The sequence below is a fragment of the Mycolicibacter virginiensis genome (assembly GCF_022374935.2).
GTDB classification, from domain to species: Bacteria; Actinomycetota; Actinomycetes; order Mycobacteriales; family Mycobacteriaceae; genus Mycobacterium; species Mycobacterium virginiense.
Window position 1 is genome coordinate 3,555,833 of the sequence record NZ_CP092430.2, and the last position, 24,600, is coordinate 3,580,432.

Genomic DNA, 24,600 nt, shown 5'->3' on the forward strand with positions numbered 1-24,600 from the left:
AACGGTTACCGACCGGTAGGCTCGGTTTCGTGCCAGTGCCTGCCGACCCCAGCCCCGCCCTGCAGTCCTACGCTCACCCGGAACGGTTGGTGACAGCCGACTGGCTCGCGGGAAATCTGGGCACACCCGGCCTCGTCGTGGTGGAGTCCGACGAGGATGTCTTGCTCTACGACATCGGCCACATTCCCACCGCGGTCAAGATCGACTGGGTCACCGATCTCAACGACTCCCCGGTCCGCGACTACATCACCGGCGAGCAGTTCGCCGACCTGATGAACCGCAAGGGCATCTCCCGCGACGACACCGTGGTGATCTACGGCGACAAGTCCAACTGGTGGGCCGCCTACGCACTGTGGGTGTTCACCCTGTTCGGGCACGAAGACGTGCGACTGCTCGACGGCGGGCGCGACCTGTGGGTGTCCTCGGGCCGCGAAACCACCTTGGACGTGCCGTCGAAGACCACGACCGGCTACCCCGTCGTCAAGCGCAATGACGCCCCCATCCGGGCCTACAAGGACGACGTGCTGACCAACATCGGCCAGGTGCCGCTGATCGACGTGCGCTCGCCACAGGAGTACACCGGCGAGCGCACCCACATGCCGGAATACCCGGAGGAGGGTGTGCTGCGCGGCGGCCACATCCCGACTGCGGTCTCAGTGCCGTGGAGCAAGGCGGCCGACGACGCCGGCCGGTTCCGCAAGCGCGAGGAATTGGAACGGCTCTACGACTTTCTGAAGCCCGGGGACAAGCCGATCGCCTACTGCCGCATCGGAGAACGCTCCAGCCACACCTGGTTCGTTCTGACCCACCTGCTGGGCCTCGACGACGTCCGCAACTACGACGGTTCCTGGACCGAGTGGGGCAACACCGTGCGCGTGCCCATCGTCGACGGCCCCGAGCCCGGACAGGTGCGAGGAGTCCCGGAGAACCCAGCCAGCTGATGAGCTTGCCGGAGGGATTGGCACAGGTGGTCTCCGACTTCGCCGAAGTCGAAGGCCAGGACAAGCTCAAGCTGCTGCTTGAATTCGCCGACGAACTGCCCGAGCTGCCCGATGAGCTGACCGAATCCGCCATGGAACCGGTACCCGAGTGCCAGTCGCCCTTGTTCATGCATGTCGATGCCGCCGACCCGCAGCGGGTCCGCCTGTATTTCAGCGCGCCCCCCGAGGCGCCGACGACGCGCGGCTTCGCATCGATCTGGGCCACCGGGCTCGACGGCGAACCGGCCGACGTCATCCTGGGCGTGCCGGAGGATTTCGCGTCTCGGCTCGGGTTGGCCACACTGATCAGCCCGCTGCGACTACGGGGTATGTCGGCCATGTTGACCCGCATCAAGCGGCATTTACGCGCCGCGTAAGGGGCACTGGAACAGGTTCAGCGGTCGCGCTTTACACTGCCTGAAGCTAGATTCTTAAAGACATTTCTTAAACATGCCATCAGGAGGGCCAGTGGCGAACCATGCCAGCTCGAAGATCTCCAAGGTGCTCGTCGCCAACCGCGGGGAGATCGCAGTCCGGGTGATCCGCGCCGCGCGCGACGCCGGATTGGCCAGCGTGGCCGTGTACGCCGAACCCGACGCCGACGCACCGCACGTCCGGCTCGCCGATGAGGCGTTCGCCCTGGGTGGGCAGACCTCGGCCGAGTCGTACCTGGTGTTCGAGAAGATCCTCGACGCCGCGGCCCAGTCGGGCGCCAACGCGATTCACCCCGGGTACGGCTTCCTCTCCGAGAACGCCGACTTCGCCCAGGCCGTGATCGACGCCGGGCTGATCTGGATCGGGCCGAGTCCGCAGTCGATCCGCGACCTCGGCGACAAGGTCACCGCGCGCCACATCGCTGCGCGCGCCAAGGCTCCCCTGGTGCCCGGCACCCCGGACCCGGTCAAAGACGCCGACGAGGTGGTGGCGTTCGCCAAGGAGCACGGTGTGCCGGTGGCGATCAAGGCCGCGTTCGGCGGTGGCGGTCGCGGCATGAAGGTGGCGCGCACGCTCGAAGAGATTCCCGAGCTGTTCGAGTCGGCAACCCGTGAGGCGATCGCGGCCTTCGGTCGCGGCGAGTGCTTCGTGGAGCGTTATCTGGACAAGCCGCGCCACGTCGAGGCCCAGGTCATCGCCGACCAGCACGGCAACGTCGTCGTCGCGGGCACCCGCGACTGCTCGCTGCAGCGCCGCTTCCAGAAGCTGGTCGAGGAGGCCCCGGCGCCGTTCCTGACCGACGCACAGCGCAAGGAGATCCACGAGTCCGCCAAGCGGATCTGCAAGGAGGCCGGTTACTACGGCGCCGGCACCGTGGAGTACCTGGTCGGCCAGGACGGCCTGATCAGCTTCCTGGAGGTCAACACCCGTCTGCAGGTGGAACACCCGGTCACCGAGGAGACCTCGGGCATCGACCTGGTGCGTGAGCAGTTCCGGATCGCCAACGGCGAGACGCTGGACCTCACCGAGGACCCCGAGCCGCGCGGCCACTCGATCGAGTTCCGTATTAACGGCGAGGACGCCGGCCGCGGCTTCCTGCCGGCCCCCGGCCCGGTCACCCGCTTCGACCCGCCGACCGGCCCCGGCATCCGGATGGACTCCGGCGTGGAGACCGGTTCGGTGATCGGCGGACAGTTCGACTCGATGCTGGCCAAGCTGATCGTCACCGGCGCGACGCGCACCGAGGCCCTCGAACGCGCCCGGCGCGCCCTCGACGAGTTCCACGTGGAGGGGCTGGCCACGGTCATCCCGTTCGACCGCGTGGTGGTCCGCGACCCGGCCTTCGTCGGCGACGAGAACGGCTTCACGGTCCACACCCGCTGGATCGAGACCGAGTTCGAGAACAACATCGAGCCCTTCACCGGCGGTGAGCCTCTCGACGAGGACGACGCCCAGCCGCGGCAGAAGGTGGTCGTCGAGGTCGGCGGCCGGCGCCTGGAGGTGTCGCTGCCGGGTGACCTGGCGCTGGGCGGCGGTGCGGGCGGCGGTGCCGCTGGAGCCATCCGCAAGAAGCCGAAGGCACGCAAGCGTGGCGCGCACGGCGGCGCGGCGGCCTCAGGTGACGCTGTCACCGCGCCGATGCAGGGCACCGTGGTGAAGGTGGCCGTCGAGGAGGGCCAGGAGGTCGCCGCCGGTGACCTGGTCGTCGTCCTGGAGGCCATGAAGATGGAGAACCCGGTCACCGCGCACAAGGACGGTGTCATCACCGGCCTGTCGGCCGAGGCCGGATCGGCCATCACGCAGGGCACCGTGCTCTGCGAGATCAAGTAACCGACATCGAGCGTCCGACGACGATGCAGAGCGCCAGCGATGAGGAGGAGTCGGACTCATAGAAGCTGTCGAGATCAACGCCGGCCCGTGGTATCTGCGGATACCACGGGCCGACGATCGTATAGACGACCGTGTGCCCCTGGCCGACCTCGGTGAGACCGACCCGGACTACGTCGCGAAGGCGGAATCAGGCTGGGCCGACGACTCGCGCTATCTCTGGGCAGTCTGCGAGCCGACGACGGGCGAACTGTTGGCCGAGGTGACGCTGGATCCCGCCTCGGGCGAGATCGCCCGTCGGCACCGGCCAGGTTATAGCGAAGCAGCAGTTACCGGGGCACAGGCGGTGTCCCGGTTCGCTGCGGGCGCGTTAGGTCTGACGCCGGTGATGACCGGCGTGGGTGGTGCGGCTTCGCCCGACGAAAACCCAGGTCAAGCCGCCGATCGCCAACGCTAGGACCGCGATGCCGAAGCCCAGCGTCCACCCGGCGTCGTGCTGCGCGGCGGCGCTCATGAAGCCCACCAATGCCAGTGCCGCCATCAGCAGCATGGCCAATCCCGGCAACTCACGGCGGTCCTTGAACACCAGTCCGGCCCGCGGCTGGGTCGTACGCCTCTGATCGATTCCCTCATCGGTGTCGCTGATGTCGCTCATGAGGCCCTTGTACCCTCGGCGCCGCGCCCCGAAACCCGCTGGGCTGATGGCGGCGACCTGCTTCGCCCGGCTCCGCCGCGCTTGCAGTCGCCGGGCTGATGGCGGCGACCTGCCTCACCCGGCTCCGCCGCGCTCGCAGTCGCCGGGCTACGGGGCGTCGCGCAGCGCCGCCAGCAGCGGCTCTGCGGCCTCCTTGAGGAAGGCCTCCTGCGTCTCCCCGCCGATCTGAATCAACGCGATGTCGGTGAAGCCGGCGTCTCGGTAGGCGCCGACGGCGTCGACGATTGGGTCCAGTTCCGGCCCGCAGGGAATGGCCCCGGCGACGTCGCGCGGCTGCACGTAGCGGGTGGCGGCCGCGAACGCCGCCGGTGTCGGCAGCTCAGAATTGACCGACCAGCCGCCGCCGAACCAGCGGAACTGCCGGTGGGCACGCTGTATTGCCTGATCCCGGTCCGGATCCCAGCACACCGGTAGCTGCCCAATGATTCGCCCGCCCGCCAATCCGGCCGCCTGCCGTGCGGTGTGCCAGGAGTGGACCAGATCACGGTCGGGCTGCACCGCGATCAGATGATCGGCAGCCGCGGCGAATCTGTCGACGCCCTTGGGCCCCGACATGGCCACGGCCAACGCGACCGGGATGTCCGGCAGGTCCCACAGCCGCGCCTGGTCGACTTGGAAATAGTCGCCCTCGTGGTCGACCGTCTCCCCCATCAGCAGCTCGCGGATGATCTTGATGGCTTCACCGAGCATGGCCTGCCTACGCGCCACGTTCGGCCACCCCGCTCCGGTCACGATGTGTTCGTTGAGGTTCTCCCCGCTGCCCAAGCCCAGGGTGAATCGGCCCTCGGCAAGAATCTGCACGGTGGCCGCCTGCTGGGCCACGATCGCCGGGTGATAGCGCATCGTCGGGCAGGTGACGTAGCTGTACAGACCTATCTCTTGGGTGGCGTGCGCGACCGCGCCCAGCAGCGCCCACGCGTTGGGAGCGTGGCCCTGCGACACCAGCCACGGCGAGAAATGATCGCTGCACACCGCGAAGTCGAAACCGCGTTCCTCGGCGGCAACGGCATAGCCGACCAACTCTGCGGGCCCGCTCTGCTCGGTCATCAGGGTGTAGCCGAAGCGTGTCATGCTGCCGGAATACCCAACAGCCGACCACCGAAACGGCACGGCGCCGTTTGGCGCGGACCGGGTGGCGGGTATCCGCGAGCGTGCCCACCGCAACGATCCACACCGAACCTCGCCTGCCCGCCGCATGCGGGCCGTTGTCTGCAACGGTGTGCGATCTCTTGCGTCGGCCTGCCGGCGCGGCCCCCGAGCCCATCCCCCCGATCACCGACACCGACCCGTACGGCCGTGACCTGCAACTGGCGCTCTACGTCTGTTACGAGTTGCATTACCGCGGGTTCGCCGATGTTGACCCCGGCTGGGAGTGGGACGTCACCCTGTTGGGGCTACGCACGCAACTCGAACACGCGTTCCTTGACGGTGTGCGTCGCGATGTCGGAGTGATACCGCCACACGCGATAGCCGATGCCGAAATGGATGCCGCGGCAACCGAGCCCGTGCACGGCACCGGCCCCTCGTGGTACCTGCGCGATCATGGCACCTGGGAGCAGGCCCGCGAGTACTTCGTCCACCGATCGCTGTACCACCTCAAGGAGGGCGATCCGCACGCCTGGATCATCCCGCGCCTGACCGGCCAGGCCAAGGCGTCGTTTGTCGCGGTCGAGTTCGACGAGTACGGCGCCGGGCGGGGTCCGCGGCTGCACCAGCAGCTCTTCGCCGACCTGCTCTCCGCGGCCGGGCTGGATGCCGGTTACCTCGCCTACCTCGATGTTGTCCCTGCCGAGTCGCTGGCGGTGGTGAATCTGATGTCGCTGTTCGGGTTGCACCGCCGCTGGCGGGGTGCGGCCGCCGGTCACTTCGCGGCCACCGAGATCACCTCACCTCCGGGTTCGAGCCGCCTGGTCGCGGCGCTACGGCGGATGAGTGCGCCGGAGCCGTGCGTGGCGTTCTACGCCGAGCACGTCGAGGCCGACGCGGTACACGAACAGGTGGTCCGCAACGACGTGATCGGTGACCTGTTGGACGGCAATCCGCATTTGGAGACTGATGTCGTATTCGGTATCCGAGCTCTCGGCGCCGTGGAAAATCGGCTCTCCGACGTCATGCTCTCGGCCTGGTCGGCGGGACGTTCGTCGCTGCTCACAACGTGAAAATTAAGGTTTCACTGGGATTTACCAGAAATTGTCGGGCACCTCTTTGCCAATCGAAGCGGTTCTAGGTAACGTCTGGTTCCTCCGGTTGAGTTCACAGCCGCAGTGAAACGTCACCGCGTAACGCAGCCCCGGAAGTGATTACGTTGACGTGATCCAACAGCACGATTCGTCGACTGATGGAGCCACAACATGACGATCAGCAAGGTTACTCAGAACGCATTCGCCACTCCCGCAACGGAAGCCACCCAAGTTTGGCGCAATCACACCGCCAAGTTCACAGTTCATTGGGGTCGCACCGGAGCCGTCGTTGCCGTCAATGGCGAGATCGACGCGGCGAACGCCAGCCCATTCGCGGACTACGCCAAGCGCTGCGCCGAGTGCTGCGAGTGGCTGGTGGTGGATCTCTCTGAACTGACATTCATTGGGACCAGCGGGTTTTCAGCTCTTCAGTCGATCACCGCGCAGTGTTCCAGCGCGCAGACAAAACTGAAGGTGGTCCCGAGTCCCGCGTTGTCGACCTTGCTGCGGATCTGCGATCCGCACTCGCGACTTCCGCTGGTGGACTCGCTGACGGATGCGTTGGCCGAGGTGCAGCGGTCCGGCCGGCCGCTGCGCCTGGTGCCGTGATCTAGGAATCTAGGCAGGAACCGCGTCGGCAGAGCGGTTCCAGGCCCGGTGCCCGGCGAGTGCAGCGGCGAACGCGTCGAAGAACTCGTCATTCAAGTCGTCAGCCGCGGCCGTCGTCGTCACCACACCGGAGGCGACGACGACCGCGGTGTCTTCGGCCGGTGACTCGGACACCCCGGCCTTGGGCAACAACTTGACACCGGCCCCGAACGCCCCGATCACTTTGAGGTGCTTGTAGGCCTCCGTGACGAAGTGCACCGCATACCCGTCTCCGGACAGTGCCTGCACCGCGTCTGGCCCGCACGGCACCACCACTGCGTCGTAGAGCACCGAGGCCATCGTCGTGAAGGCTCGGTCGACACTCAACCGTCCACCGGAACCCCCGGCCAGTTCACCGCCGGCGATAGGCGCCAGCACTTCGGCGATCGCGCCGCGTTCCCGCATCGCCGCGACGAACCGTTCCACGCCCACCACGTCCACCCCGTCGGCGGCCAGCACGGCGATCCTGCGGCTTTCGATGCCAGGCGCATCTACGCCGGCCGGGGTACCGGCATCACTCAACTGCGAGAGCGCCGGTGACAGCACCACCTCGTCGACGGACTGCTCCTCAGGTGCGGCCAGGCCCAGCTTCTCGGCCACCTGGCGCGCCAGATCGTGGTCAACCAGGTTCAGCTGTTCGACGGCGCGCTGCCGGATCTCGACGTGTTCGCATTTCCCCAGTTCAAACGCGTAAGCGGCGACGATGTGCTTCGCCTCGGGCTCGGTCATGCTTCGGTAGAACATCCGTGCTTGGCTGTAGTGGTTCTCGAAGCTCGCGGCACGCTGGCGGATCTTAGCGCCGTCCACCTTCTCGGTGTAGTGCCGGAACACGCCCTCGTCCGCCAAGGCTGGGCAGCCACCACCCAACGAGTTCTTGAAGTAGCTGGACTTCCCCTGCGGAATCGCGTGTTGGCTGTAGCCGTCGTGCTGGTTGTTGCGCACCTGCGCCACCGGCCGGTTGACCGGCAGCTGAGCGAAGTTCGGTCCACCGAGCCGGATCAACTGCGTGTCCAGGTAGGAGAAGTTGCGGAACTGCAGCAGCGGGTCGTTGGTGAAGTCGATTCCCGGTACGACGTTGGCCGTGTGGAATGCCACCTGCTCGGTTTCGGCGAAGAAGTTCTCCGGGTTGCGATTGAGCACCATCTTGCCGACCGGGCGCACCGGAACCTGTTCTTCGGGAATGATTTTGGTGGCGTCCAGCAAGTCGAAGTCGAACTTGAACTCGTCGGCTTCGGTGACCAGCTGGACCCCGAGTTCCCATTCCGGGAACTGACCGGCCTCGATGGCGTCCCACAGATCGCGTCGGTTGAAGTCGGGGTCCTTGCCGGCGATCTTCTGGCATTCGTCCCAGATCAGCGAATGCACGCCCAGCTTCGGCTTCCAGTGGAACTTCACGAACGTCCCCTCGCCGCTGGTGTTCACGAAGCGGAAGGTGTGCACGCCGAAGCCTTGCATCATCCGGTAGCTGCGTGGCAGAGCGCGGTCCGACATCAGCCACATGATGGCGTGCAGCGTCTCGGGCTGCAGCGAGACGAAGTCCCACAGCGTGTCGTGCGCGGACTGGGCCTGGGGAATCTCGTTGTCCGGCTCGGGTTTCACCGCATGCACGAAGTCAGGGAACTTGATGCCGTCCTGGATGAAGAACACCGGAAAGTTGTTGCCCACCAGATCGTAGTTGCCCGCCTCGGTGTAGAACTTGGTGGCGAATCCGCGTACGTCACGCACGGTGTCGGCCGAGCCGCGCGAGCCGGCCACGGTGGAGAACCGCACGAACACCGGCGTCCTGGTGCCAGGAGTGGTCAGGAAACGCGCCGCGGTGTACTGCGCGAGCGAGTCGTCGTAGGGCTCGAAGTAGCCGTAGGCTCCCGCCCCGCGGGCATGCACCACGCGTTCGGGAATCCGCTCGTGGTCGAAGTGGGTGATCTTCTCCCGGGCGTGGAAGTCCTCCAGCAGTGTCGGCCCACGCTCACCGACGGTCAGCGCGTCGTCGGTGTGGTCGACGCGCACCCCCTGCTGAGTTGTGAGGTATCCGGACTGCCGGTCGACCCGGTAATCGTCGAGTTGTCGCTGCTTGCCGTCACGGTCCTCGGTAGCCACCGCTTTTCCTCTCGTCGGTATTCGGAAAGTCCCTGGGTGGGTATCCCAGGCGGGTCATCCGCAAACGGCCAGGACCATCCGCGAACGAGAGGGGACGAGCGTGAGCGCCCAATCGGCTGTGTTGTTCGACGTCGACGGCACCCTGGTCGATTCGAACTACCTGCACGTGCACGCCTGGCGGCGTGCGTTCGCCGACCTACACCTCGAGGTGGAGTCGTGGCGGATCCATCGCGCCATCGGAATGGACGGATCCGAGTTGGTCCGCCTGCTGTCCGACGACGCACCAGATGACGTCCGCCGACGCCTGAAAGACCTGCACTCGCACTACTACCTGCAGTCATCGGGCTTGCTGTCGCCGCTACCGGGCGCCCGCAACCTGTTGGAACACATAGCCGCTCTTGATCTTCCGGTGGTGCTGGCCACCTCGGCACCCGAGGACGAGTTGGCGGTGCTGCGCAAGGTGCTCGGCTGCGACGACCTTGTCGCGGCGGTCACCTCTTCAGCCGATGTCGACGTCGCGAAGCCCAATCCGGACATCATCGGGATTGCACTGGACCGGGTCGGCGCCACGGCGGAGCATGCCGTCTTCGTGGGCGACGCGGTCTGGGATGCCCAGGCGTGCGTGCGCGCCGGGGTGGCCAGCATCGGTCTGCTCAGCGGCGGCGTCTCGCGCGCCGAATTGGAAACGGCCGGTGCGGCGGTCGTTTTCGACAACGCCGAAGAACTGCTGGAGCACCTGGATCAGACTCCGATCGCCGGCCTGGCCAACGAGCGGGGCGAGCATGGATGAGTCCACGTTCCTGAGCACCCTGACTCGGACGGTCGGCGCGCTGCATCGCGCCGGCGTGCCGTTCGCCCTGGCCGGCGGGGCGGCGGTCTATGCCCGCGGCGGTCCGCATTCCCACCACGACATCGACCTGCTGGTCGAGCCGTCCGAAGCCGAGCGGGCGGCGATAGTGCTCGCCGAGGCCGGCATGTCACGTGTGCAGCCGCCGGAAGACTGGCTGCTCAAGGTCTTCGACGGCGCGGTGCTGGTGGACCTGATCCATCACCTCGGCGAGATCCCGATCAGCGCCGACACCATCTCCAACGCCCCGCCGATCCAAGTCGGTTCGGTGATCGTCCGGGTCATCACCGCCACCGATCTGATGGTGCAGAAGCTTGCGGTGCTGGACTGTCACCGTTGCGATTTCGCCGAGCTTCTCATCGTCGCGCGAATCCTGCGTGAACAGGTGGATTGGCCGCAGGTGCGCCGGCGACTGCGGAATTCCCCTTTCGCCGAGGCCTTCTGGCACCTGCTGTGTGGGCTGTCCATCGTCGACGATGACCACACCGCGCAACCCCAGCCTCCCGCCCATCTGGTCGCCGTCGTACGCCGCAGGCTCGCCGAAGACCCGGAGATCGGCGAGCTGGGAATCGGGATCGAGATCGACGACGACTCGGTATGGCTGACCGGATCGGTCAACGGCCCGCAACGCCGGGCGACGATCGAATCGGCTGTGCGACGCATCGTCGGTGCGCGCAACGTGATCAACGAGATCGAAGTGGTGCAGCTGTTCGAACCCGCAGAGCAGGTGACCGGGTGATTCGGGTTGCGGCCGTCGGTGACATTCATCTGGGCGAAGACTCACGCGGCACTATGCACTGGCACGATATCGATGCCCGGGCCGACATGCTGGTGGTCGCCGGCGACCTCACCCGGCACGGGACCGCCGCCGAGGGCCAAGTGGTCGCCGATGAGCTCAGCGACTGCCCGGTACCGGTGGTGTGCGTGCTCGGCAACCACGACTACCACCAGAATCAGCAGCACGAGATCACCGCGGCGCTGCGCGACGCCGGGATCGCTGTGCTGGAGGGCGAGACCCACACCGTCGACGTGCAACAGCAGCGGGTCGGCGTCGCCGGCGTGAAGGGATTCGGCGGCGGCTTCGCCGGCAGATGCGCGACGGCCTTCGGCGAACCGGAGATGAAAGCGTTTGTCGGCGCCACGCAGACTGCGTCCGACCAGCTGCGTGATGGCCTGCGCGCGCTGCGCACGGACTATCGGATCGCGCTGCTGCACTACTCCCCCGTCGCCGACACGCTGTACGGCGAGCCGCCGGAGATCTATCCGTTTCTGGGCTCATGTCTGCTGGCCGAGGCTATCGACGACGCCGGAGCCGACCTGGCTGTGCACGGCCACGCCCACGCCGGAACCGAGAAGGGCCGCACCGCCGGTGGCGTGGCGGTACGCAATGTGGCCCGGCCGTTGATCCGCGCGCCTTACACCGTGTATCAGGTCAGCGGTAATCCGATAGCGGCAGCAAGTACGGCAAGCGCGGCGAACATCCACGCGACGTAGTCCCCGATGTGCCCGGAGTGCGCGGCGCGCAGCGCACTGAGCAGTGGCGCGGCGACAGCGGTGGCAACCCGATGCACCGTTGGAGTCCAGCGGAGTAGTCCGGCGGCCGCCACTGCCGCCGCAGCGAATGCGCCGGCGGCGCTCATAGCGGCCCCGGCCACCGACCAACCCGGCACAGACGCGCCGGCCACAGCGCCGGCTTCGACGAAACGTGCTGCGGCGCTCTGCGCCCCGCGCGCGACCCCGGGCAGTAGGCCGGCAGCCAGACAACCGGCCAGCAGCAACCCGATCGCCAAGTACATGCTGGCGGGCGTCCGCCGCAGCCAGGTGTCGGGTTCCTCGTCACCTCGGGTCCGGCGCCCGGAGGCCACGTCGTCGGACGGCTCGGTTCGTCCGCCCACGCCGGTGAAACAACGGACGCCGGCCCGCAGCACGGCACCGCCGGTGAGTGCCGAAACCGCTAGGAACAGTGCCGATCCCCACGCGCTGCCGACCGCCTCCTCGCACAGGGACTTGCCGAGCGCGGTGCCGAACGGCGGCAGGCCGGCCAGGGCGACGGCCGCGATGCCGAAGCAAGCCGCCAGCAGTGGCTGACCCCGGCCGCGTCCTGCCAACTCCCATTCGTCGACGCTGCGATGACGATCCAGCAGGATCCCCACGATCAGGAACAGCGCCGACTTGGCCCCGGCGTGGCCGATCAGGTAGACCGTCGCACCGGTTACCCCGTGGGAGGTCAGTGTCGCGGTGGCCAGCAGCGACAAACCCATGTGGCCGATGGTGGAGTAGGCGAGCAGCCGCTTGAGGTGGCGCTGCAGTAGGCACATCACCGCGCCGACGGCCGCGGTCAGCGCGCCCGTCACGACGAAGACCCGGCTGACCACCGGTGAGGGCAGCGCACCCGCGAATACCTCCCAATACACCCGCCACAGCCCGTAGAGGCCGAGCTCGACCATGACACCGGAGAACAACACGCACACACCGGCCGGAGCGACGGCGTGCGCGTCGGCCAGCCAGAAGTGCAACGGCACGATGGCGGCCTTCACCAGCAGCGCCGCCGACACCAGCACGAAGGCTGCCACCACCAGAGCGTCGGGCCGCCCGCCACGTAGCGCCGCCCCCAGCTGGGCCATCCCCAACTGGCCGACACGGGCGTAGAGCATGGTGATGCCGATGAGGGTCAGACACGCGCTGAGCGACTGAATGATCCCAAAGTTGAGCGCCCCCTGGATCGCCGAGCGGTCCTCGATCTTGATGCCGGTCAGTGCGTAGCCGACCGCACCCATCAGCTCGAGGAATACGAACAGGTTGAACAGGTCCGCAGCCAGCACGAAGCCGTTCATCGCCGCCAGGAAGATCAACAGCAGCACGTCGAAGCGCGTGCCCGCCTCGTCGAGGCCGCGGCGACTGTAGAGCGCCGCGCACACGGTCAGGGAGCCGACGAGCACTGCCAGTCCCGCCGAGAGGGGATCCGCGGCCAAAGCGATACCGACGGCCAGGCCGGAATGTGGGCGCCAGTCGCCGATCCAGACCACCACCGTGCGGCCCGATGCCACGGCCAACACGCAGCCGGCGGCCGCAGCGCTGGCCGCCGCGACGGCCAGCACCAACACATTGGCTACCGACCGAGTCATCCTGCCGTTCAGTGCCAGCAACAGACATGCCGTCAGGATCGGCATCGCGACCAGCAGCGGCAACAGAGCGGCGTTGGTGGCCCCCACGGTGTTTCAGCCCCGCAGTGCCGACAGCTGATCCGGATCCAGGGTGTGGTGGCGCTTGTGGACCTGGATGGCCAGCGCCAGTAGCAGTGCGGTGACGGTGGCCTGAATGACGATGTCGGTAAGTGTCATCGCCTGCACCACGGGGTCGACCACAGCAGTCGGCCCGGGAGAATCGACGAATATCGGCGGCGCCGCGCCATGCTGGTAACCGACGGTCAACAGCAGAAGGTAGGTGCCCGCCTGCGCCACCGATAGGCAGACCACCGCATGAATCAGGTTGCGGCTACGGACGATTCCGAACGACCCGGCCAATACCAGCCACCCCGCCACGCCGTAGATGTAGCTGCTCACGATCTCTCCCGTCGCGGCGCGACCGTGATCTCCTGAGCCAGGAACTGCGCCAGCAGTACGGTCATGCCGCACGCCACCGCGATACCGACCGCCGCGTTGAGCAGCGGTACGACCCCTGACGAAAGCAGCTGCCCCCGGGTGCCGGTCGGCAGCACGTTGAGCAAGAACGCTCCGCCGGTGATCAAGGCGGTGACGCCGATGGCGGCGAATGCCGCTGCGCCCAGCGCCTCGCCGACGTCGAAGACGTTGACCGGACGCAACCGATCGAGCGCCCCGAAGCTTCCGGTGACATAGAGCAGGTGCAGGCCGGCGGCCAGTAGTACGCCGCCCTGGAAACCCCCGCCCGGGGTCAGGTGCCCGTGCACCACCACATCGACGCCCACCGCCAGTGTCACCGGCAGCAGTAGATATCCGACGAACCGGGTGGCGTCCAGGGCGGTTCGGCGACCTGAGTTGTGATACTCACGCTCCTCGACGGCCGGCCGGAGCAGGGCCATCACCCCGGTCACCGAGGCGACCAGGATGGTCTCCTCGCCGAGCGTGTCCAGGGCGCGCAGGTCGAAGTTCACCGATGCCACCACATTGGCGGTGTCGTGCGAAAGCCCGGCCCGCACCGCAAGGTCCCGATACAGGTGATGTGCCTGACCGAACACCGGAAGCTCGGCGAACCCCAGCCAGAGCAGGACGCCCAGTCCGGCCGCGCCGGCAAGAAACAGCGCCGTGCGCCCGGCGCGGCTCACCGACCGATCTCCCGGTGTCGACGCTGCACTGTCCGGAGCGTCAGCATCACCATCAGGGGCACTACCACCCCACCGATCAGCAATTGGGACAACGCCACGTCTGGTGCCTGCAGCAGCACGAACAGCACCGTTAGCGCCAGGCCGAAGACCGACAGCATGATCGCCTGCCGCGCCGGGTCGCCGGTCAGGGCGACAATGGTTCCGCTGATGCCGACCGTGGCGAGCGAGACCAGGACCAGGACGGTCATGGTGGCGAATCTGCTTCCGCCACACCGGCTTCCTGGGCGGTCAGCCGGGCCGTGGCAGCCGACATCACCGGCGCCGTCAGCAACACCAGCGCAGCGATGAGCACGACCATCGCCGACGCCTCAGAGACGCCGCGTTGCACTATCAGGCCCAGCGCTGCCAGCGGGAAGCCGACAGACGTGGTCACGCCGAGCAGGTGCAGCCGATCCACCACGCCGCCGACCGCCGCGGCCGCAACCGCGCAGCAGGCCATCACTGATACGCCGCCGAGGACCAACAGCCAGGCGATCATGGCTTGCTCGCCAGCAGCCGGGTGTAGACCAGGGTTCCGGGAAATGTGATCAGCACCAACACCAGTGGCACGATCAAGGTCCAGTCCTGGTGCCATGAGACGGCCAGCACCATCAAGGTGGCCACGGCGCCGACACCGGCGAATTCCAGACCCACCAAGCGCCGCCGGGGCGCACCTCGCGACGCCATCCACACTCCCGGCGCGAACACCCCGGCCTGCAGCGCCAGCGCAGCCAGCTCGCCGGGGCTCATCGCTGCACCGCCTCCTCCAGCCTCCCCGGACGTTGCCCCACCCGGTGTACCCGCACCGAGTGCGCGGCCGCGTCGAGCACGACGGTGCCGGGGGTGGTGGCCAACGCCATGGTTGCGGCGGTACTGCGGGCGGCCGCCACCGCCGCCGGTTCCCCGGGCAACGTCACCGAGTCGACCGCCGACCGGGCACGCCGTGACGGAATCAGGAGGTAAGCCCACACCTGGACGGGTTGGGCCAGCAATTCACCGGTGACTGCCGCCCCCCAACGCAGCCATCCCAGCCGAAACCGCCACGTGCCGCCGTTGGCCCGCCGCGCCGCACGAGCAACCGCGGCACACGGCAGGGTGCACAGGGCCCCGGCAAGCAGCTCGTGGGTGGTCCGCGCAGGCAGCGTCACCACCCACACCGCTCCGGTGGCCAACCACCACAACAGCGTTTCGGCGAATGCCCCCGTGAGCCGGCTATTTGCCGCGGACACGGCGGTTGTGCTTCTTGATCGCCGTGACCAGTTCGGATTTCCGCATCGTCGAGCGTCCATGAATGTCCAGCCGGCGGGCGACGTCCAGCAGATGCTGCTTGCTGGCGTTGGCATCGACGCCCTCCGCGGACGGTCCGGAGTTGTTCGGACCGCCGCCGGCCGCGCGCTTATCCGACGGGCCGCGCTTCTTTTTGGGCTCCCAGTGGTCCCCGACCTTCTCGAAACTGTGCTTGAGCGCGGCATAGGCAACCCGGTGCGCACGTTGCTCGCTGCCGTATTCCTTGGCGGCAGCATCGTGCGCTTTGGCGAAGGTGCGTTGCGCCTTGGCGCCGGAGCGCTGCAGCGTGCTGGGCAACTCGCCGCGTTTGGCGGTGCCGCTCTTCGTCGTCTTGGGCATGAGACCTCCAATCAGCGACTGCGATCGGGGTTGGTTACCCCATGAAACGGCTGAGCAACCATTTCTGTGGCGTCCACGTTTGTCGTTCCTCAGATCGGGCAACCCGGATACTCGTGAATGCCGAACGTTTCCGTCAATTGCTCACCGCCAGTGCCCCATTCACCTCGGTGTACTTCGAGGATTCACACGACACCGAGGACGCGGCCACCAAACTCGAACTGACCTGGCGCAAGATCAGCGAAGACCTCGCTCGTCAAGGCGTCGGCAAGCAGATCATCGGCGATGTCGAACGCGCGGTCATGGACTTGCGCCCCCCGGTCGGCAAGAGTGGTCGTGCGGTGATCGCCTGTCCTGACGGCGTGCTGCTCAACGAACATCTGCAGGCTCCCACCGCCACAACGGTTCGGGTGTCGCAGCTTCCCTACCTCATCCCGGTCTTCGAGCACGGCTTTGAGTACCCGGACTACGTGTTGGCCGAGGTTGACCAAACCGGAGCCGACATCACTGTCCATACCGGTGGAACGCTGCGCATGGAAACCGTTGACGGCGGGGGCTATCCGGTCCACAAGGCCGCCGGTGCCGAAACCCCGGGATACGGCGATCCGCAGCCGCACGCGCAGGAGGCCGCCCGCAAGAATGTCCGGGCCGTCGCCGCCCGGGTAGCCGAACTCGCCGAGGGGCCCGAACTCGTGTTCGTGGTCGGCGAGGTGCAAGCTCGCTCGGCGCTGTTGGAGGCTATGCCGAAGCGGATCGCAGGCCTGACCACAGAGTTGGCGATCGGGGCCCGACACAGTGGGCATGACCCGAGCGAGGTCCAAGACGCCATCGAAGCCGAATGCCTGCGGCGCCAACTCGCCGGCATCCAGGCCGCGGTAGAACGGTTCACCGCCGAATCGGGCCGAGGATCCGGCCTGGCAGCGCAAGGACTCCCGGCGATATGCGCCGGGCTGAGCCAAGGTGCGGTGGAGACGCTGATCCTCGGCGACATCGGCGATGCCACAGTGGTCGCCGACGCGGGGCTGACCGTCACCGCAGCGAACCCGGACATGCTCTCCGACTACGGTGCCGCACCGGCACATACGCTGCGTGCCGACGAGGCACTGCCCTGGGGGGCGATCGCGATCGGTGCGGATGTCGTGACGGCTGAGGTGGCGGTGGACCCGGCCGACGGCGTTGCGGCGGTGCTGCGCTACCCGCAGCCGGCGGCACCGGCCTGAGCGGTGCCGGTCACCATCCCGTCGGGTCGCTCTGTGCCGGGGCGTCCGAGACCGCTAAGGGCTGCTGTGTCGCCAGGTCGTCCTCGCTCAGGACAGCCAGTGGGCAGTGGCAGCGCGGCGTCAGCTCCGAGCCGACCGAGCCGAACAACAGATGCCGCAATCGCCAACGGCCGCTCGATCCGACGACAACCAGCTCGGCTTGCCGGGACAACTCCTCCAGCGCGTCAACCGGATCGGCAAACTCCACTTTGGTGTTCAGCTGCGCGGGCGCACCATCCGAAGCGCTGTGGGTGGCGACTCCCACGGCGTCATCGACGATCCGTTGGACACGCCGGTGCGGTAATTCATGTTGACCGAACACGATCCATCGGGCCATCAGAGGAGACAACTGGGTTGACGCCGCGTGCACCAGGGTCAGCGGTAGCGCCCGGCGTTCGGCCTCCTGGGCTCCCCACCGCACCGCGGCCCGCGATGCCGACGACCCATCGACACCGACAACGATCCCGGCACCCGCTGTATCCGAAGCCATGATGGGCGGAGGTTAGCCATCGTGCGCTGGTATCAAACCCCTCGGTGTGGTCAGGTGTCGTCGCTTCTGGCTTCGGCGCCGGTTTCGCCGACATCGAAGGCATCATCGGGGCTGGTACGCCCCACATAGGTACCGTCTTCGCCCTTGCCGGCCCGCGACCACGCCTGGTGGGCATCGGGTTCGACGTCCGCCTCGGCCTTCGGGCCTTTTCTTCCAGCCATCACCGGCATCCTTTCGTCGTCTTCGACGGGCTCAACGCGGCCGTCGCGCGGCCAGTACGCCGGCTCCGGCCACCCCCAGCGCGGTCGCGGCCCCGGCGACCAGCCCAGCGTGCCGGGCCGCCCAGATCTGCGGGCTGTGCGCGTGCGAGGAGTCGTCGAACGCCCCGCGCGCTCCGTGATCGCTGCCCGGCCGTTCGTCGAGCGGTTCCCACAGGTTGTACGGCTTGTCGCCGTCGACGCGCTCGCCGGTCTGCTGCGAGTCGTAGCCGGTGCGGGACAAGTAGCGATCGAGCAACGGTGCCGCGAACCGCTGAGCCAGCAGGGTGGCTACGGTGCTCTCGCCCACCCAGTACTGCTTGCGTCGGGGATGATCTGCGGCCCGTAGCACCGCCTTGGCCACCAACTGCGGCTGATAGATCGGCGGCACCGGCTGCGGGTGGCGGGGAAGCCGCGACAGCACCCAGGAGAACTGCGGCGTATTGACCGCCGGCATCTGAACGAGCGTGATGTTGACCTTCGAACCGTCATGCATCAGCTCACAACGCACCGATTCGGTGAAGCCGTTGACGGCGTGCTTCGCACCGCAGTACGCCGACTGCAACGGGATCGACCGCTCCCCCAGGGCCGAACCCACCTGCACAATCGTGCCGTGCTCGCGGGGCTTCATCCGGGCCAATGCCGCCATGGTGCCGTAGACGAAGCCGAGGTAGCAGACCTCGGTCACGCGTTTGAACTCCGCGGGACCGATCTCGGTGAACGGCGCGAAGACCGATGCGAAGGCGACGTTGATCCAGGTATCGATCGGCCCGAGTTCGGCCTCGACGCGATCGGCGGCGGCCGCCACCGCGTCGGGGTCGGCGACGTCGGTAGGAATCGGCAGGGCGGTGCCTCCGGCCTCTTCGACATCACGCGCCGCGCCGCGCAGGCCTGCTTCACCGCGCGCTAGCAGGGCGACATTGGCGCCGCGTTTGCCGTACAACTGTGCAACGGCCCGGCCGATCCCGGCGCTGGCTCCGGTGACGACGACGGTCTGGGTCATGTCTGGGCTCCCTTCTACGAGACGCTCTTGCCGGCAAGACGTTCGGCGAGCCGAGAAGCCAGCGCCATGATGGTCAGCGCCGGGTTGGCGGATCCCTGCGTCGGGCAGACCGAGCCGTCGGCGATGAACAGGTTGGGTACCCCCCACACCCGGTGGTCAGCATCAACGACCGAGTTCTCCGGCGCCGTGCCCATCCGGGCGCCGCCGATCAGATGGGCGTAACGCTGGATGGTCAATACGTCCTGGGCGCCGGCCGCGTGCAGGATGTCGGTGATCACCCGCGTCGAGTAGGCCATGTTCGCCTTGTCGTTGTCACAGCGGCTGTAGTCCATTCGGGCCACCGGGATCCCGTAGCCGTCGACTTCGTCGGCCAGGGTGATCCTGTTATCCGGGAGGGGAAGCAGTTCGTTGAGCACGCCGATCGTGCTCCAGTGGTTGTAGTCGCGCATATATTCGCGCATCGCTCGGCCCCAGTGCCCGTCGGCGAGTACGTGCTCGGACCAGCCGATCGGCAGCGGTGACACGGTCTGGATGGAGAACCCGCGGGCGAATCCCCGGGCGGTGTCGGTTTCGTAGAACTGCTCGCTGGTCACCTGCGGCGGCGGGGCCTTGTACATCCGCAGCTCCTCCGGCCATCGGCCCGCGGTCTGCGCAGCGCCTTGGACCATGACGTAGCGGCCGACCTGATCGGAGTTGTTCCCCAACCCATTCGGGAACCGCGTGCTGGTCGAGTTCAACAGCAGCCGTGGGGTTTCGATCGAGTAACCCGCGACCGCCACGACCTTTGCGCGCTGCAGGTGCTCGGCACCGTTGTTGTCGTAGTAGACGACGCCACGCGCCGCTCCGGTGCCATCGAGTTCTATGCGCGAGGCCATGCAGTCCGCACGGATCTCCACACCGTGTGCCAGCGCGTCGGGCAGGTGGGTGACGTACGGGCTGGCCTTGGCGTTGACCTTGCAGCCCTGCAGGCAGTAACCGCGGTAGATACAATGCGGGCGGTTTCCGAAGGTGCCGTTGACGATTCCGACCGGACCCACCCGCATCTCGATACCCAGATTGAGGGCGCCCTCCCACAGCTTGGACGCGGCACCGGAGATCGGGTGCGGCGACCATGGATAGCGGTGCGGATACCCCCATGGCCAGTTCTGTCCCGCGACCGGCAATTCCGCCTCGAGTACTTCGTAGTGACGACGGATGTCCTCGTAGACGATCGGCCAGTCCACCCCGACCCCGTCAAGGCTGAATGTCCGCAGATCGCTGGGATGAAAGCGTGGACAGTAACCGGCGTAGTGCACCATGGAACCACCGACGCCCCGGCCGGAGTTGTTCTTGCCCAACTCGATCGGATCGTCCCCGCCGATGATGCGCTTCTGCGTCCAGTACAGCGGATGCGATCCGGCTTCGTCGGAGACCCAGTCGGTGTCGGGATGCCAGAACGGTCCCGCCTCAATGATCACGGTGCGCCAGCCAGCCCGTGCCAGACGCTGCGCCAGCACTGATCCCCCGGCACCGGCCCCGATGACCACCAGGTCGACCTCGTCATCGATTGCATACCGGCGCATCGTCCTCTCGCCGGGCAGCTCCCGCGACTGCACATCCAGCAGGAACCGCGAGTCGTTGGCGGGTGGGCCCAGCGATCCCTTGAGCAGGCCGCGCCAGAAGTCGCCCACTACGAATCCTCTTCTTGCACCAGTTCCACCGGATCCTTGTCGATGGCACCGCGGGTTTCGAACGGCTCACGCACCGCCGCCGGACCGCTCGGACCGCCCAGTCGCATGAAACCGCGCGGGTAGGCCGGGCCGCCGAAGCCGATCTCGTTCCACGCCCAGGGATGGGAGTAGAACGCCGACAGGGTCATCCGCATACACACCGACCACGCCCGGGTCTCGTTGAGCTGTGACCAGGCACCGCCCTGCAATCGGCCGCGGGAGAACTGATCGACCAGAGCCAACTGGGTGGGAATCTCGGCTTGGGCGAACGACGCCTTGCCGTACCGCTGCCCGGCGGCCTCGTCCAAGCCACGCAACACCAGACGCCAGGTGTCGCGATCGTCGGGCATATCGGCGTACTGGTAGCCGTCGAGCTGACCGTCGGCCAGTTTGGCATCGACGAATTCGGCTACCGGAACCCGCGGTTCGGCGTCTTGTGCCAGCACGATGTCACAGAATGCCCGCAGGGTGGGCTCCTCGGCCGCGGTGAAGAACCGCAGCGGCCCGGGCGGCTCCAGCCGGACGAGCACCACCTGTCTGGTGGCCTCGTCCCAGCGGTCCCTGGACGCGAGCACGTCGAAGTCCGGGTAGCGCCCGATCATCTGCGGTGTGACGCCGCGGCGTTGCCGGGGCAGCCAGGACGGATGCGGTGGTTGACGATCGGCCCGTAGGTTCGGCAGGTGGTCGGGACGGGAGGTGTCGGCCATGGCTGCCGGCCCCTCAGTGTTCGCGGCGCAGCACCGCGGCCAGCAAGCCCATCCCGCCGACCATTGCCATCAGGCCGGGCGCTGCGATCGGCGGCCCCATCGGAACGTTGTAGGACGCCATCTTCCAGCCGCCGGGCTTACGAGACACCCCGCGAGCGTGCAGGTACTCCCCCAGCAGGCCGTTGGCGGCATACACCCCCGCGGTCAACGGCAGCCAGCGCTTGGCCCAACGGCGCGAGAACACCCCGCCGATCCCGGCGACCACCACCGGCGGCGTGACGAGGACCGGGCTCCACATCCACTTGTTGCCGAAGCCGGCCTTGTAGTGCTCGAGATAGATTTCGGCGGTCGTGACAATCGCGGCGAACGCCGTCATCGCCGATAGAGATCTTTCGAAGCGGCCATGCGCGACATTGCGGAACATCCGATCGACAATGTCACCGGCTTCACCGATCCACTCCGCGTGACTGCCCAGCCGCACACCGGATTCGCCGGTTTCCAGCAACATCATCTGCGCACCCCCGTTCGTTCGCCGATGTTCCGCCGAATCCCGGCAGTACCCCTCCGCCGCCGCGGTCAAACATGGCCCGGCTCCCGTGAGGATTGTCAGGTTTCGACCGCGGTCGAATGGGGAACTGATCGGGGTACAGATGAATGGAGGACGGATGCGATTCGGTGGATTGGCCGGGACCTTTGTGCTGATCTGGCTGCTGATCGGCGTCTTTGCGGCATGGCAGCGTGACTATTTCCACGGCAGTCAAACGAGTTGCGCAAATGCCGGGACCATCGCTGTCACCACATTGGCGGGCCCATTGAACTACCTCGGGTTCAACCCGGTTGTGTCCGATTGTCATTTACCGCAACCTTCTTCACTGGGTGCGGTCGGTTTGATTGTCTGAGAAGGGATTGGTGATGATTGCCCTCGGAGTGATCCTGCTTATTCTGGCGCTCATTTTCAAGATCAATATCCTCTGGACGATTGGCGTCATTCTGCTGGTCGTCGGTGCTGCGCTGTGGATTCTGGGCGCGGTCGGTCGTCCGGTCGCGGGTCGGCGTTACTGGTATTGATGCCAACCTGCGGGAAGCGCAAACAGTCGGACCGTGCCTCGCACAGTCGGGTTTGAGGTAGCACTGCGGCCGGTCCACGTTGGATGACAGGGGCACACTCGATGACTGTCGCCGCCGGCGCAGATCGCGGCTCCTTCAGGCATATTGCGCTGTTCTACCGCTCACCGCAGGAGTATGTCGATTACCTGGTGCCCTACGTCGCCGACGCCGTGGCCGCGGGCCTCCCGACCTTGGTGGCGGTACCAGAACCAAACCTCTCGCTACTCCGCAATGCGCTGCCCGCGGGCGCAGCCGGTTCGGCCAGCCTTTCCGATATGACCCAGGTCGGGCGCAACCCCGCACACATTCTGGGCGGAGTGCTGGGGGCTTTCGCCGCCCGACACCCGTCGGGACCGGTACGGATGATCGGCGAGCCGGTCTGGAGCGGCCGGTCCGAACTGGAGTATCCGGCATGCGTGCAGCATGAGGCTCTGGTCAATGAGGCGTTTATCGGCAGGGATATCACGATGCTGTGCCCTTATGACGCAACACATCTGAACTCCGAGATGCTCGTCGACGCCGAGATCACGCACCCCAGCCTGGGCCATTGCGGGCACCCGGAGCGGACCAGTTCCGGCTTCGCTCCCGACGTCGCTTGGGAGCGCTACAACGAGCCGCTGCCGCGCAGCACTTCGGCGGCAAGCTACACCCTGCACCGACTTACCGATCTGGCCGGCGCGCGTCAGTTCTCCGCCAAGTACGCCCGCTGGTTCGGCTTCACCGCGGCCGACGTCGCCGATCTGCAGTTGATCGTCAACGAGCTGGCATCCAACAGCCTGCAGCATGGCCGGGGCCCGTGCACTCTGCTGCTGTGGGCGGCGGATGATCAATTGATCTGTCAGGTGCGCGATGCCGGCCGCTTGACCGATCGGCTGGCCGGGCGGCGGCCGCTTATCAGCGACTACGACCACGGATGCGGACTGTTCGTGGTCAACGCAACCGCGGACCTGGTACGCATGCACACCGCGGCGAGCGGAACCACGGTGCAGGCGCATCTGCGGATGAGAAAGTCGGCGTGATGAGGGCGTATCGGGCGGACCGGTCTGGCGAATTCGGCCACATCGGTTGGGAATACCGCGATCCCGGGGAGTTCCTGTTTCGTGCTGCGGCATACGTCGCGGATGGACTGAACCTCGACCAACGCGTCGGCTATGTCGGCGCGGACGATCCCGCCACAATGCGGGCGGCCTTAGCTGCGGCCGGCCTCGGAAAGGACGCCCGCGAGGTACATGTCAAGACCGTGACGGAGCACTTCCTGTTCCAAGGTGAGGTCGTCGACGCCGAGCGTATGACCGAGCGCTACGCGGCGGCTGCGGTCGCTGCGGTCGCTGACGGGTACAGCGGATTACGTATCGTCATCGATGTCACGCCGGTGGTGCGCACGCCCGCACAGCGCGACGCGCAGGCGGCTCTGGAATTCCTCGGCGACCGCCGAATCGCCACCCTGCCGGTTGCGGTGATGTGCGGCTACAACGCCGCCGAACTCGGTGACGCCGCGGCCGGCTTGTTGTGCCTGCACCCGGCGGCCGGACCTAGTTCGGTGCCGTTTCAGCTGTATGCCCAGCCCGCCGGGCGCAACGCCATCGCACTGGCCGGCACACTCGACGCCGCTAGCGAGCCGCTGTTCCTGACCACCCTGCAGCGGGTCCTGCCGCTGCTGTCGCACGACACCCTCGAGATCGACGCGCGGGAACTGGAATTCGTCGGTCACCGGCAACTCTGCCTGCTCGACCGTTACTGCGCCGCCCACGGCCGAACCGCCTTATTGCGCAGCGACCGAGCAATCGTGCACCGGCTGGTCGACCTGCTGGAGTTCGGCAACGTTCGCATCGAGGAGACGGCGTGAGGCGTGCTGATCGGTTTCTGTCAGGCCGGCGAGGCCCGCTGCCGGAGAGAGCGGTGACGGCAGCGCGGCCCCGTCGACCCTGCGGTCACATCGTGCGCGGCTCAACGTATTTCGCTGCCACCTAAGTGGCGATGCGCGCGGCAGTCCCCGGTCTGCGTCGAACGCGCTCACGATGGCCGGATAGCTGTGAGCGACGCACGACTCACCGCCCGGCGGCGTCACGGAGGGGACCGCTGCGTCGGCCATACCCTCGTGGTACGCAGCCGCGTGGCCGACCGATGTCGGCGGCCGGACGGCAGCGAGACATCATGCGGTTCACAAGCGACGCCGCGCAAGGCGAGCTTCGGAGGGCGAGGCCGGGCGACGGGCATGTCGGTGGATACCGCGGTCCAGCACCCAGGCACTGCGGCGGTCAACAGGCGCAGCCATTCGGCGCGCACAACGCTCTCCGCCTCGTCGAGCACCTCCGCGGTCAAAGTGTCGGTGGTCATCGCGCACACCTCCTTCACCGGTTAGCAGGCCGCCGCC

Annotated in this window: 32 protein-coding genes; 15 read left to right on the forward strand and 17 right to left on the reverse strand. The window is 67.1% G+C overall.

Features of this window, described 5'->3' with window-relative positions:
• The first annotated feature begins 29 nt into the window (after positions 1–29).
• The 4 genes from MJO54_RS17265 to MJO54_RS17280 all read left to right on the forward strand — a co-directional run bounded on the left by MJO54_RS17265 (position 30) and on the right by MJO54_RS17280 (position 3,699).
• The gene (locus MJO54_RS17265) at positions 30–941 is read left to right on the forward strand and encodes a sulfurtransferase (protein WP_174549784.1); all 912 of its coding nucleotides are present in this window, start codon (positions 30–32) and stop codon (positions 939–941) included.
• Positions 941–1,357: a SufE family protein gene (locus MJO54_RS17270; RefSeq protein WP_046286701.1), complete on the forward strand. Its 417-nt coding sequence runs from the start codon at positions 941–943 to the stop codon at positions 1,355–1,357. The genes MJO54_RS17265 and MJO54_RS17270 overlap by 1 nt, the downstream gene beginning before the upstream one ends.
• Positions 1,358–1,448: 91 nt before the next feature.
• On the forward strand, positions 1,449–3,245 hold the full coding sequence (locus MJO54_RS17275; protein WP_046286702.1) for an acetyl/propionyl/methylcrotonyl-CoA carboxylase subunit alpha: 1,797 nt from the start codon (positions 1,449–1,451) through the stop codon (positions 3,243–3,245).
• Positions 3,246–3,303: 58 nt separating this feature from the next.
• Entirely contained in the window at positions 3,304–3,699 is a 396-nt protein-coding gene (locus MJO54_RS17280) for a hypothetical protein (RefSeq protein WP_082108455.1), read from the forward strand.
• On the opposite strand, the gene MJO54_RS17285 is transcribed toward MJO54_RS17280, so the two are convergent.
• Together MJO54_RS17285 and MJO54_RS17290 are read right to left on the reverse strand one after the other, a co-directional pair.
• Positions 3,613–3,897, reverse strand: coding sequence for a hypothetical protein (locus MJO54_RS17285; RefSeq protein ID WP_046286703.1), 285 nt, complete (start codon positions 3,895–3,897; stop codon positions 3,613–3,615). The genes MJO54_RS17280 and MJO54_RS17285 overlap by 87 nt on opposite strands.
• 147 nt (positions 3,898–4,044) lie before the next feature.
• Positions 4,045–5,028 carry a TIGR03557 family F420-dependent LLM class oxidoreductase gene (locus tag MJO54_RS17290; protein WP_065153283.1) on the reverse strand — a complete coding sequence of 328 codons (984 nt, stop codon included), beginning with the start codon at positions 5,026–5,028 and terminating at the stop codon, positions 4,045–4,047.
• A gap of 80 nt (positions 5,029–5,108) precedes the next feature.
• Here MJO54_RS17290 and MJO54_RS17295 point away from each other — a divergent pair, with 80 nt between their 5' ends.
• Complete coding sequence (locus tag MJO54_RS17295) at positions 5,109–6,116, forward strand: iron-containing redox enzyme family protein (protein WP_046282960.1); 1,008 nt, start codon at positions 5,109–5,111, stop codon at positions 6,114–6,116.
• A gap of 192 nt (positions 6,117–6,308) precedes the next feature.
• On the forward strand, positions 6,309–6,746 hold the full coding sequence (locus tag MJO54_RS17300; RefSeq protein WP_046282959.1) for an STAS domain-containing protein: 438 nt from the start codon (positions 6,309–6,311) through the stop codon (positions 6,744–6,746).
• A 9-nt stretch (positions 6,747–6,755) separates the two neighbouring features.
• Here MJO54_RS17300 and MJO54_RS17305 read toward each other — a convergent pair whose 3' ends face one another.
• Positions 6,756–8,882, reverse strand: a complete 2,127-nt coding sequence (locus tag MJO54_RS17305; RefSeq protein ID WP_046282958.1) for a catalase — start codon at positions 8,880–8,882, stop codon at positions 6,756–6,758.
• Positions 8,883–8,982: 100 nt separating this feature from the next.
• Here MJO54_RS17305 and MJO54_RS17310 point away from each other — a divergent pair, with 100 nt between their 5' ends.
• From MJO54_RS17310 to MJO54_RS17320, 3 genes are read left to right on the forward strand one after another with little or no spacing between them, the layout of a single operon-like run.
• Entirely contained in the window at positions 8,983–9,672 is a 690-nt protein-coding gene (locus MJO54_RS17310) for an HAD family hydrolase (RefSeq protein WP_240175235.1), read from the forward strand.
• The gene (locus tag MJO54_RS17315; protein WP_105295083.1) at positions 9,665–10,468 is read left to right on the forward strand and encodes a nucleotidyltransferase; all 804 of its coding nucleotides are present in this window, start codon (positions 9,665–9,667) and stop codon (positions 10,466–10,468) included. Before MJO54_RS17310 ends, MJO54_RS17315 begins: the two co-directional genes overlap by 8 nt.
• The gene (locus MJO54_RS17320; protein WP_046282955.1) at positions 10,465–11,223 is read left to right on the forward strand and encodes a metallophosphoesterase family protein; all 759 of its coding nucleotides are present in this window, start codon (positions 10,465–10,467) and stop codon (positions 11,221–11,223) included. The genes MJO54_RS17315 and MJO54_RS17320 overlap by 4 nt, the downstream gene beginning before the upstream one ends.
• On the opposite strand, the gene MJO54_RS17325 is transcribed toward MJO54_RS17320, so the two are convergent.
• From MJO54_RS17325 to MJO54_RS17360, 8 genes are read right to left on the reverse strand one after another with little or no spacing between them, the layout of a single operon-like run.
• A complete protein-coding gene (locus MJO54_RS17325; RefSeq protein ID WP_240175236.1) occupies positions 11,157–12,941 on the reverse strand; it encodes a complex I subunit 5 family protein in 1,785 nt (594 codons plus the stop codon). The two genes, MJO54_RS17320 and MJO54_RS17325, sit on opposite strands and share 67 nt — an antisense overlap.
• A gap of 6 nt (positions 12,942–12,947) precedes the next feature.
• Positions 12,948–13,292: a sodium:proton antiporter gene (locus MJO54_RS17330; protein ID WP_046282954.1), complete on the reverse strand. Its 345-nt coding sequence runs from the start codon at positions 13,290–13,292 to the stop codon at positions 12,948–12,950.
• Positions 13,289–14,032 (reverse strand): MnhB domain-containing protein, encoded by a 744-nt coding sequence (locus tag MJO54_RS17335; RefSeq protein WP_064890784.1) that lies wholly within the window; start codon positions 14,030–14,032, stop codon positions 13,289–13,291. The genes MJO54_RS17330 and MJO54_RS17335 overlap by 4 nt, the downstream gene beginning before the upstream one ends.
• A complete protein-coding gene (locus tag MJO54_RS17340) occupies positions 14,029–14,280 on the reverse strand; it encodes a Na(+)/H(+) antiporter subunit B (protein ID WP_046282952.1) in 252 nt (83 codons plus the stop codon). The genes MJO54_RS17335 and MJO54_RS17340 overlap by 4 nt, the downstream gene beginning before the upstream one ends.
• Positions 14,277–14,570 (reverse strand): monovalent cation/H(+) antiporter subunit G, encoded by a 294-nt coding sequence (locus tag MJO54_RS17345; protein ID WP_064890785.1) that lies wholly within the window; start codon positions 14,568–14,570, stop codon positions 14,277–14,279. The genes MJO54_RS17340 and MJO54_RS17345 overlap by 4 nt, the downstream gene beginning before the upstream one ends.
• Complete coding sequence (locus MJO54_RS17350; protein WP_046282950.1) at positions 14,567–14,821, reverse strand: MrpF/PhaF family protein; 255 nt, start codon at positions 14,819–14,821, stop codon at positions 14,567–14,569. Before MJO54_RS17350 ends, MJO54_RS17345 begins: the two co-directional genes overlap by 4 nt.
• On the reverse strand, positions 14,818–15,300 hold the full coding sequence (locus MJO54_RS17355; protein ID WP_064890787.1) for a Na+/H+ antiporter subunit E: 483 nt from the start codon (positions 15,298–15,300) through the stop codon (positions 14,818–14,820). The genes MJO54_RS17350 and MJO54_RS17355 overlap by 4 nt, the downstream gene beginning before the upstream one ends.
• Complete coding sequence (locus tag MJO54_RS17360) at positions 15,284–15,697, reverse strand: ChaB family protein (protein ID WP_046282948.1); 414 nt, start codon at positions 15,695–15,697, stop codon at positions 15,284–15,286. Before MJO54_RS17360 ends, MJO54_RS17355 begins: the two co-directional genes overlap by 17 nt.
• A gap of 113 nt (positions 15,698–15,810) precedes the next feature.
• Between MJO54_RS17360 and MJO54_RS17365 the strand changes: the two genes are divergently transcribed.
• On the forward strand, positions 15,811–16,914 hold the full coding sequence (locus MJO54_RS17365) for an Rv2629 family ribosome hibernation factor (protein ID WP_046282947.1): 1,104 nt from the start codon (positions 15,811–15,813) through the stop codon (positions 16,912–16,914).
• 10 nt (positions 16,915–16,924) lie between these two features.
• Here MJO54_RS17365 and MJO54_RS17370 read toward each other — a convergent pair whose 3' ends face one another.
• From MJO54_RS17370 to MJO54_RS17395, 6 genes are read right to left on the reverse strand one after another with little or no spacing between them, the layout of a single operon-like run.
• Positions 16,925–17,443 carry a universal stress protein gene (locus MJO54_RS17370; protein ID WP_064890791.1) on the reverse strand — a complete coding sequence of 173 codons (519 nt, stop codon included), beginning with the start codon at positions 17,441–17,443 and terminating at the stop codon, positions 16,925–16,927.
• 50 nt (positions 17,444–17,493) lie between these two features.
• Positions 17,494–17,664 carry a hypothetical protein gene (locus tag MJO54_RS17375; protein ID WP_165604585.1) on the reverse strand — a complete coding sequence of 57 codons (171 nt, stop codon included), beginning with the start codon at positions 17,662–17,664 and terminating at the stop codon, positions 17,494–17,496.
• 31 nt (positions 17,665–17,695) lie between these two features.
• Entirely contained in the window at positions 17,696–18,703 is a 1,008-nt protein-coding gene (locus MJO54_RS17380) for an SDR family oxidoreductase (protein WP_046282945.1), read from the reverse strand.
• A gap of 14 nt (positions 18,704–18,717) precedes the next feature.
• Positions 18,718–20,373 (reverse strand): GMC family oxidoreductase, encoded by a 1,656-nt coding sequence (locus MJO54_RS17385; protein WP_240175237.1) that lies wholly within the window; start codon positions 20,371–20,373, stop codon positions 18,718–18,720.
• Complete coding sequence (locus MJO54_RS17390; RefSeq protein ID WP_240175238.1) at positions 20,373–21,119, reverse strand: gluconate 2-dehydrogenase subunit 3 family protein; 747 nt, start codon at positions 21,117–21,119, stop codon at positions 20,373–20,375. The genes MJO54_RS17385 and MJO54_RS17390 overlap by 1 nt, the downstream gene beginning before the upstream one ends.
• Positions 21,120–21,132: 13 nt before the next feature.
• Positions 21,133–21,543 carry a hypothetical protein gene (locus MJO54_RS17395; protein ID WP_396877472.1) on the reverse strand — a complete coding sequence of 137 codons (411 nt, stop codon included), beginning with the start codon at positions 21,541–21,543 and terminating at the stop codon, positions 21,133–21,135.
• A 241-nt stretch (positions 21,544–21,784) separates the two neighbouring features.
• Here MJO54_RS17395 and MJO54_RS17400 point away from each other — a divergent pair, with 241 nt between their 5' ends.
• The 5 genes from MJO54_RS17400 (at position 21,785) to MJO54_RS17420 (ending at position 24,588) form a co-directional block, all read left to right on the forward strand.
• Complete coding sequence (locus tag MJO54_RS17400; RefSeq protein WP_082108060.1) at positions 21,785–22,018, forward strand: hypothetical protein; 234 nt, start codon at positions 21,785–21,787, stop codon at positions 22,016–22,018.
• Between the two features lie 13 nt (positions 22,019–22,031).
• On the forward strand, positions 22,032–22,187 hold the full coding sequence (locus tag MJO54_RS17405) for a DUF6131 family protein (protein WP_164517843.1): 156 nt from the start codon (positions 22,032–22,034) through the stop codon (positions 22,185–22,187).
• Positions 22,188–22,288: 101 nt separating this feature from the next.
• A complete protein-coding gene (locus tag MJO54_RS17410) occupies positions 22,289–23,245 on the forward strand; it encodes an anti-sigma factor RsbA family regulatory protein (RefSeq protein ID WP_064890795.1) in 957 nt (318 codons plus the stop codon).
• The gene (locus MJO54_RS17415) at positions 23,245–24,072 is read left to right on the forward strand and encodes an MEDS domain-containing protein (RefSeq protein ID WP_240175239.1); all 828 of its coding nucleotides are present in this window, start codon (positions 23,245–23,247) and stop codon (positions 24,070–24,072) included. Before MJO54_RS17410 ends, MJO54_RS17415 begins: the two co-directional genes overlap by 1 nt.
• A 369-nt stretch (positions 24,073–24,441) precedes the next feature.
• Positions 24,442–24,588, forward strand: a complete 147-nt coding sequence (locus MJO54_RS17420) for a hypothetical protein (protein ID WP_165604586.1) — start codon at positions 24,442–24,444, stop codon at positions 24,586–24,588.
• Positions 24,589–24,600: the final 12 nt, after the last annotated feature.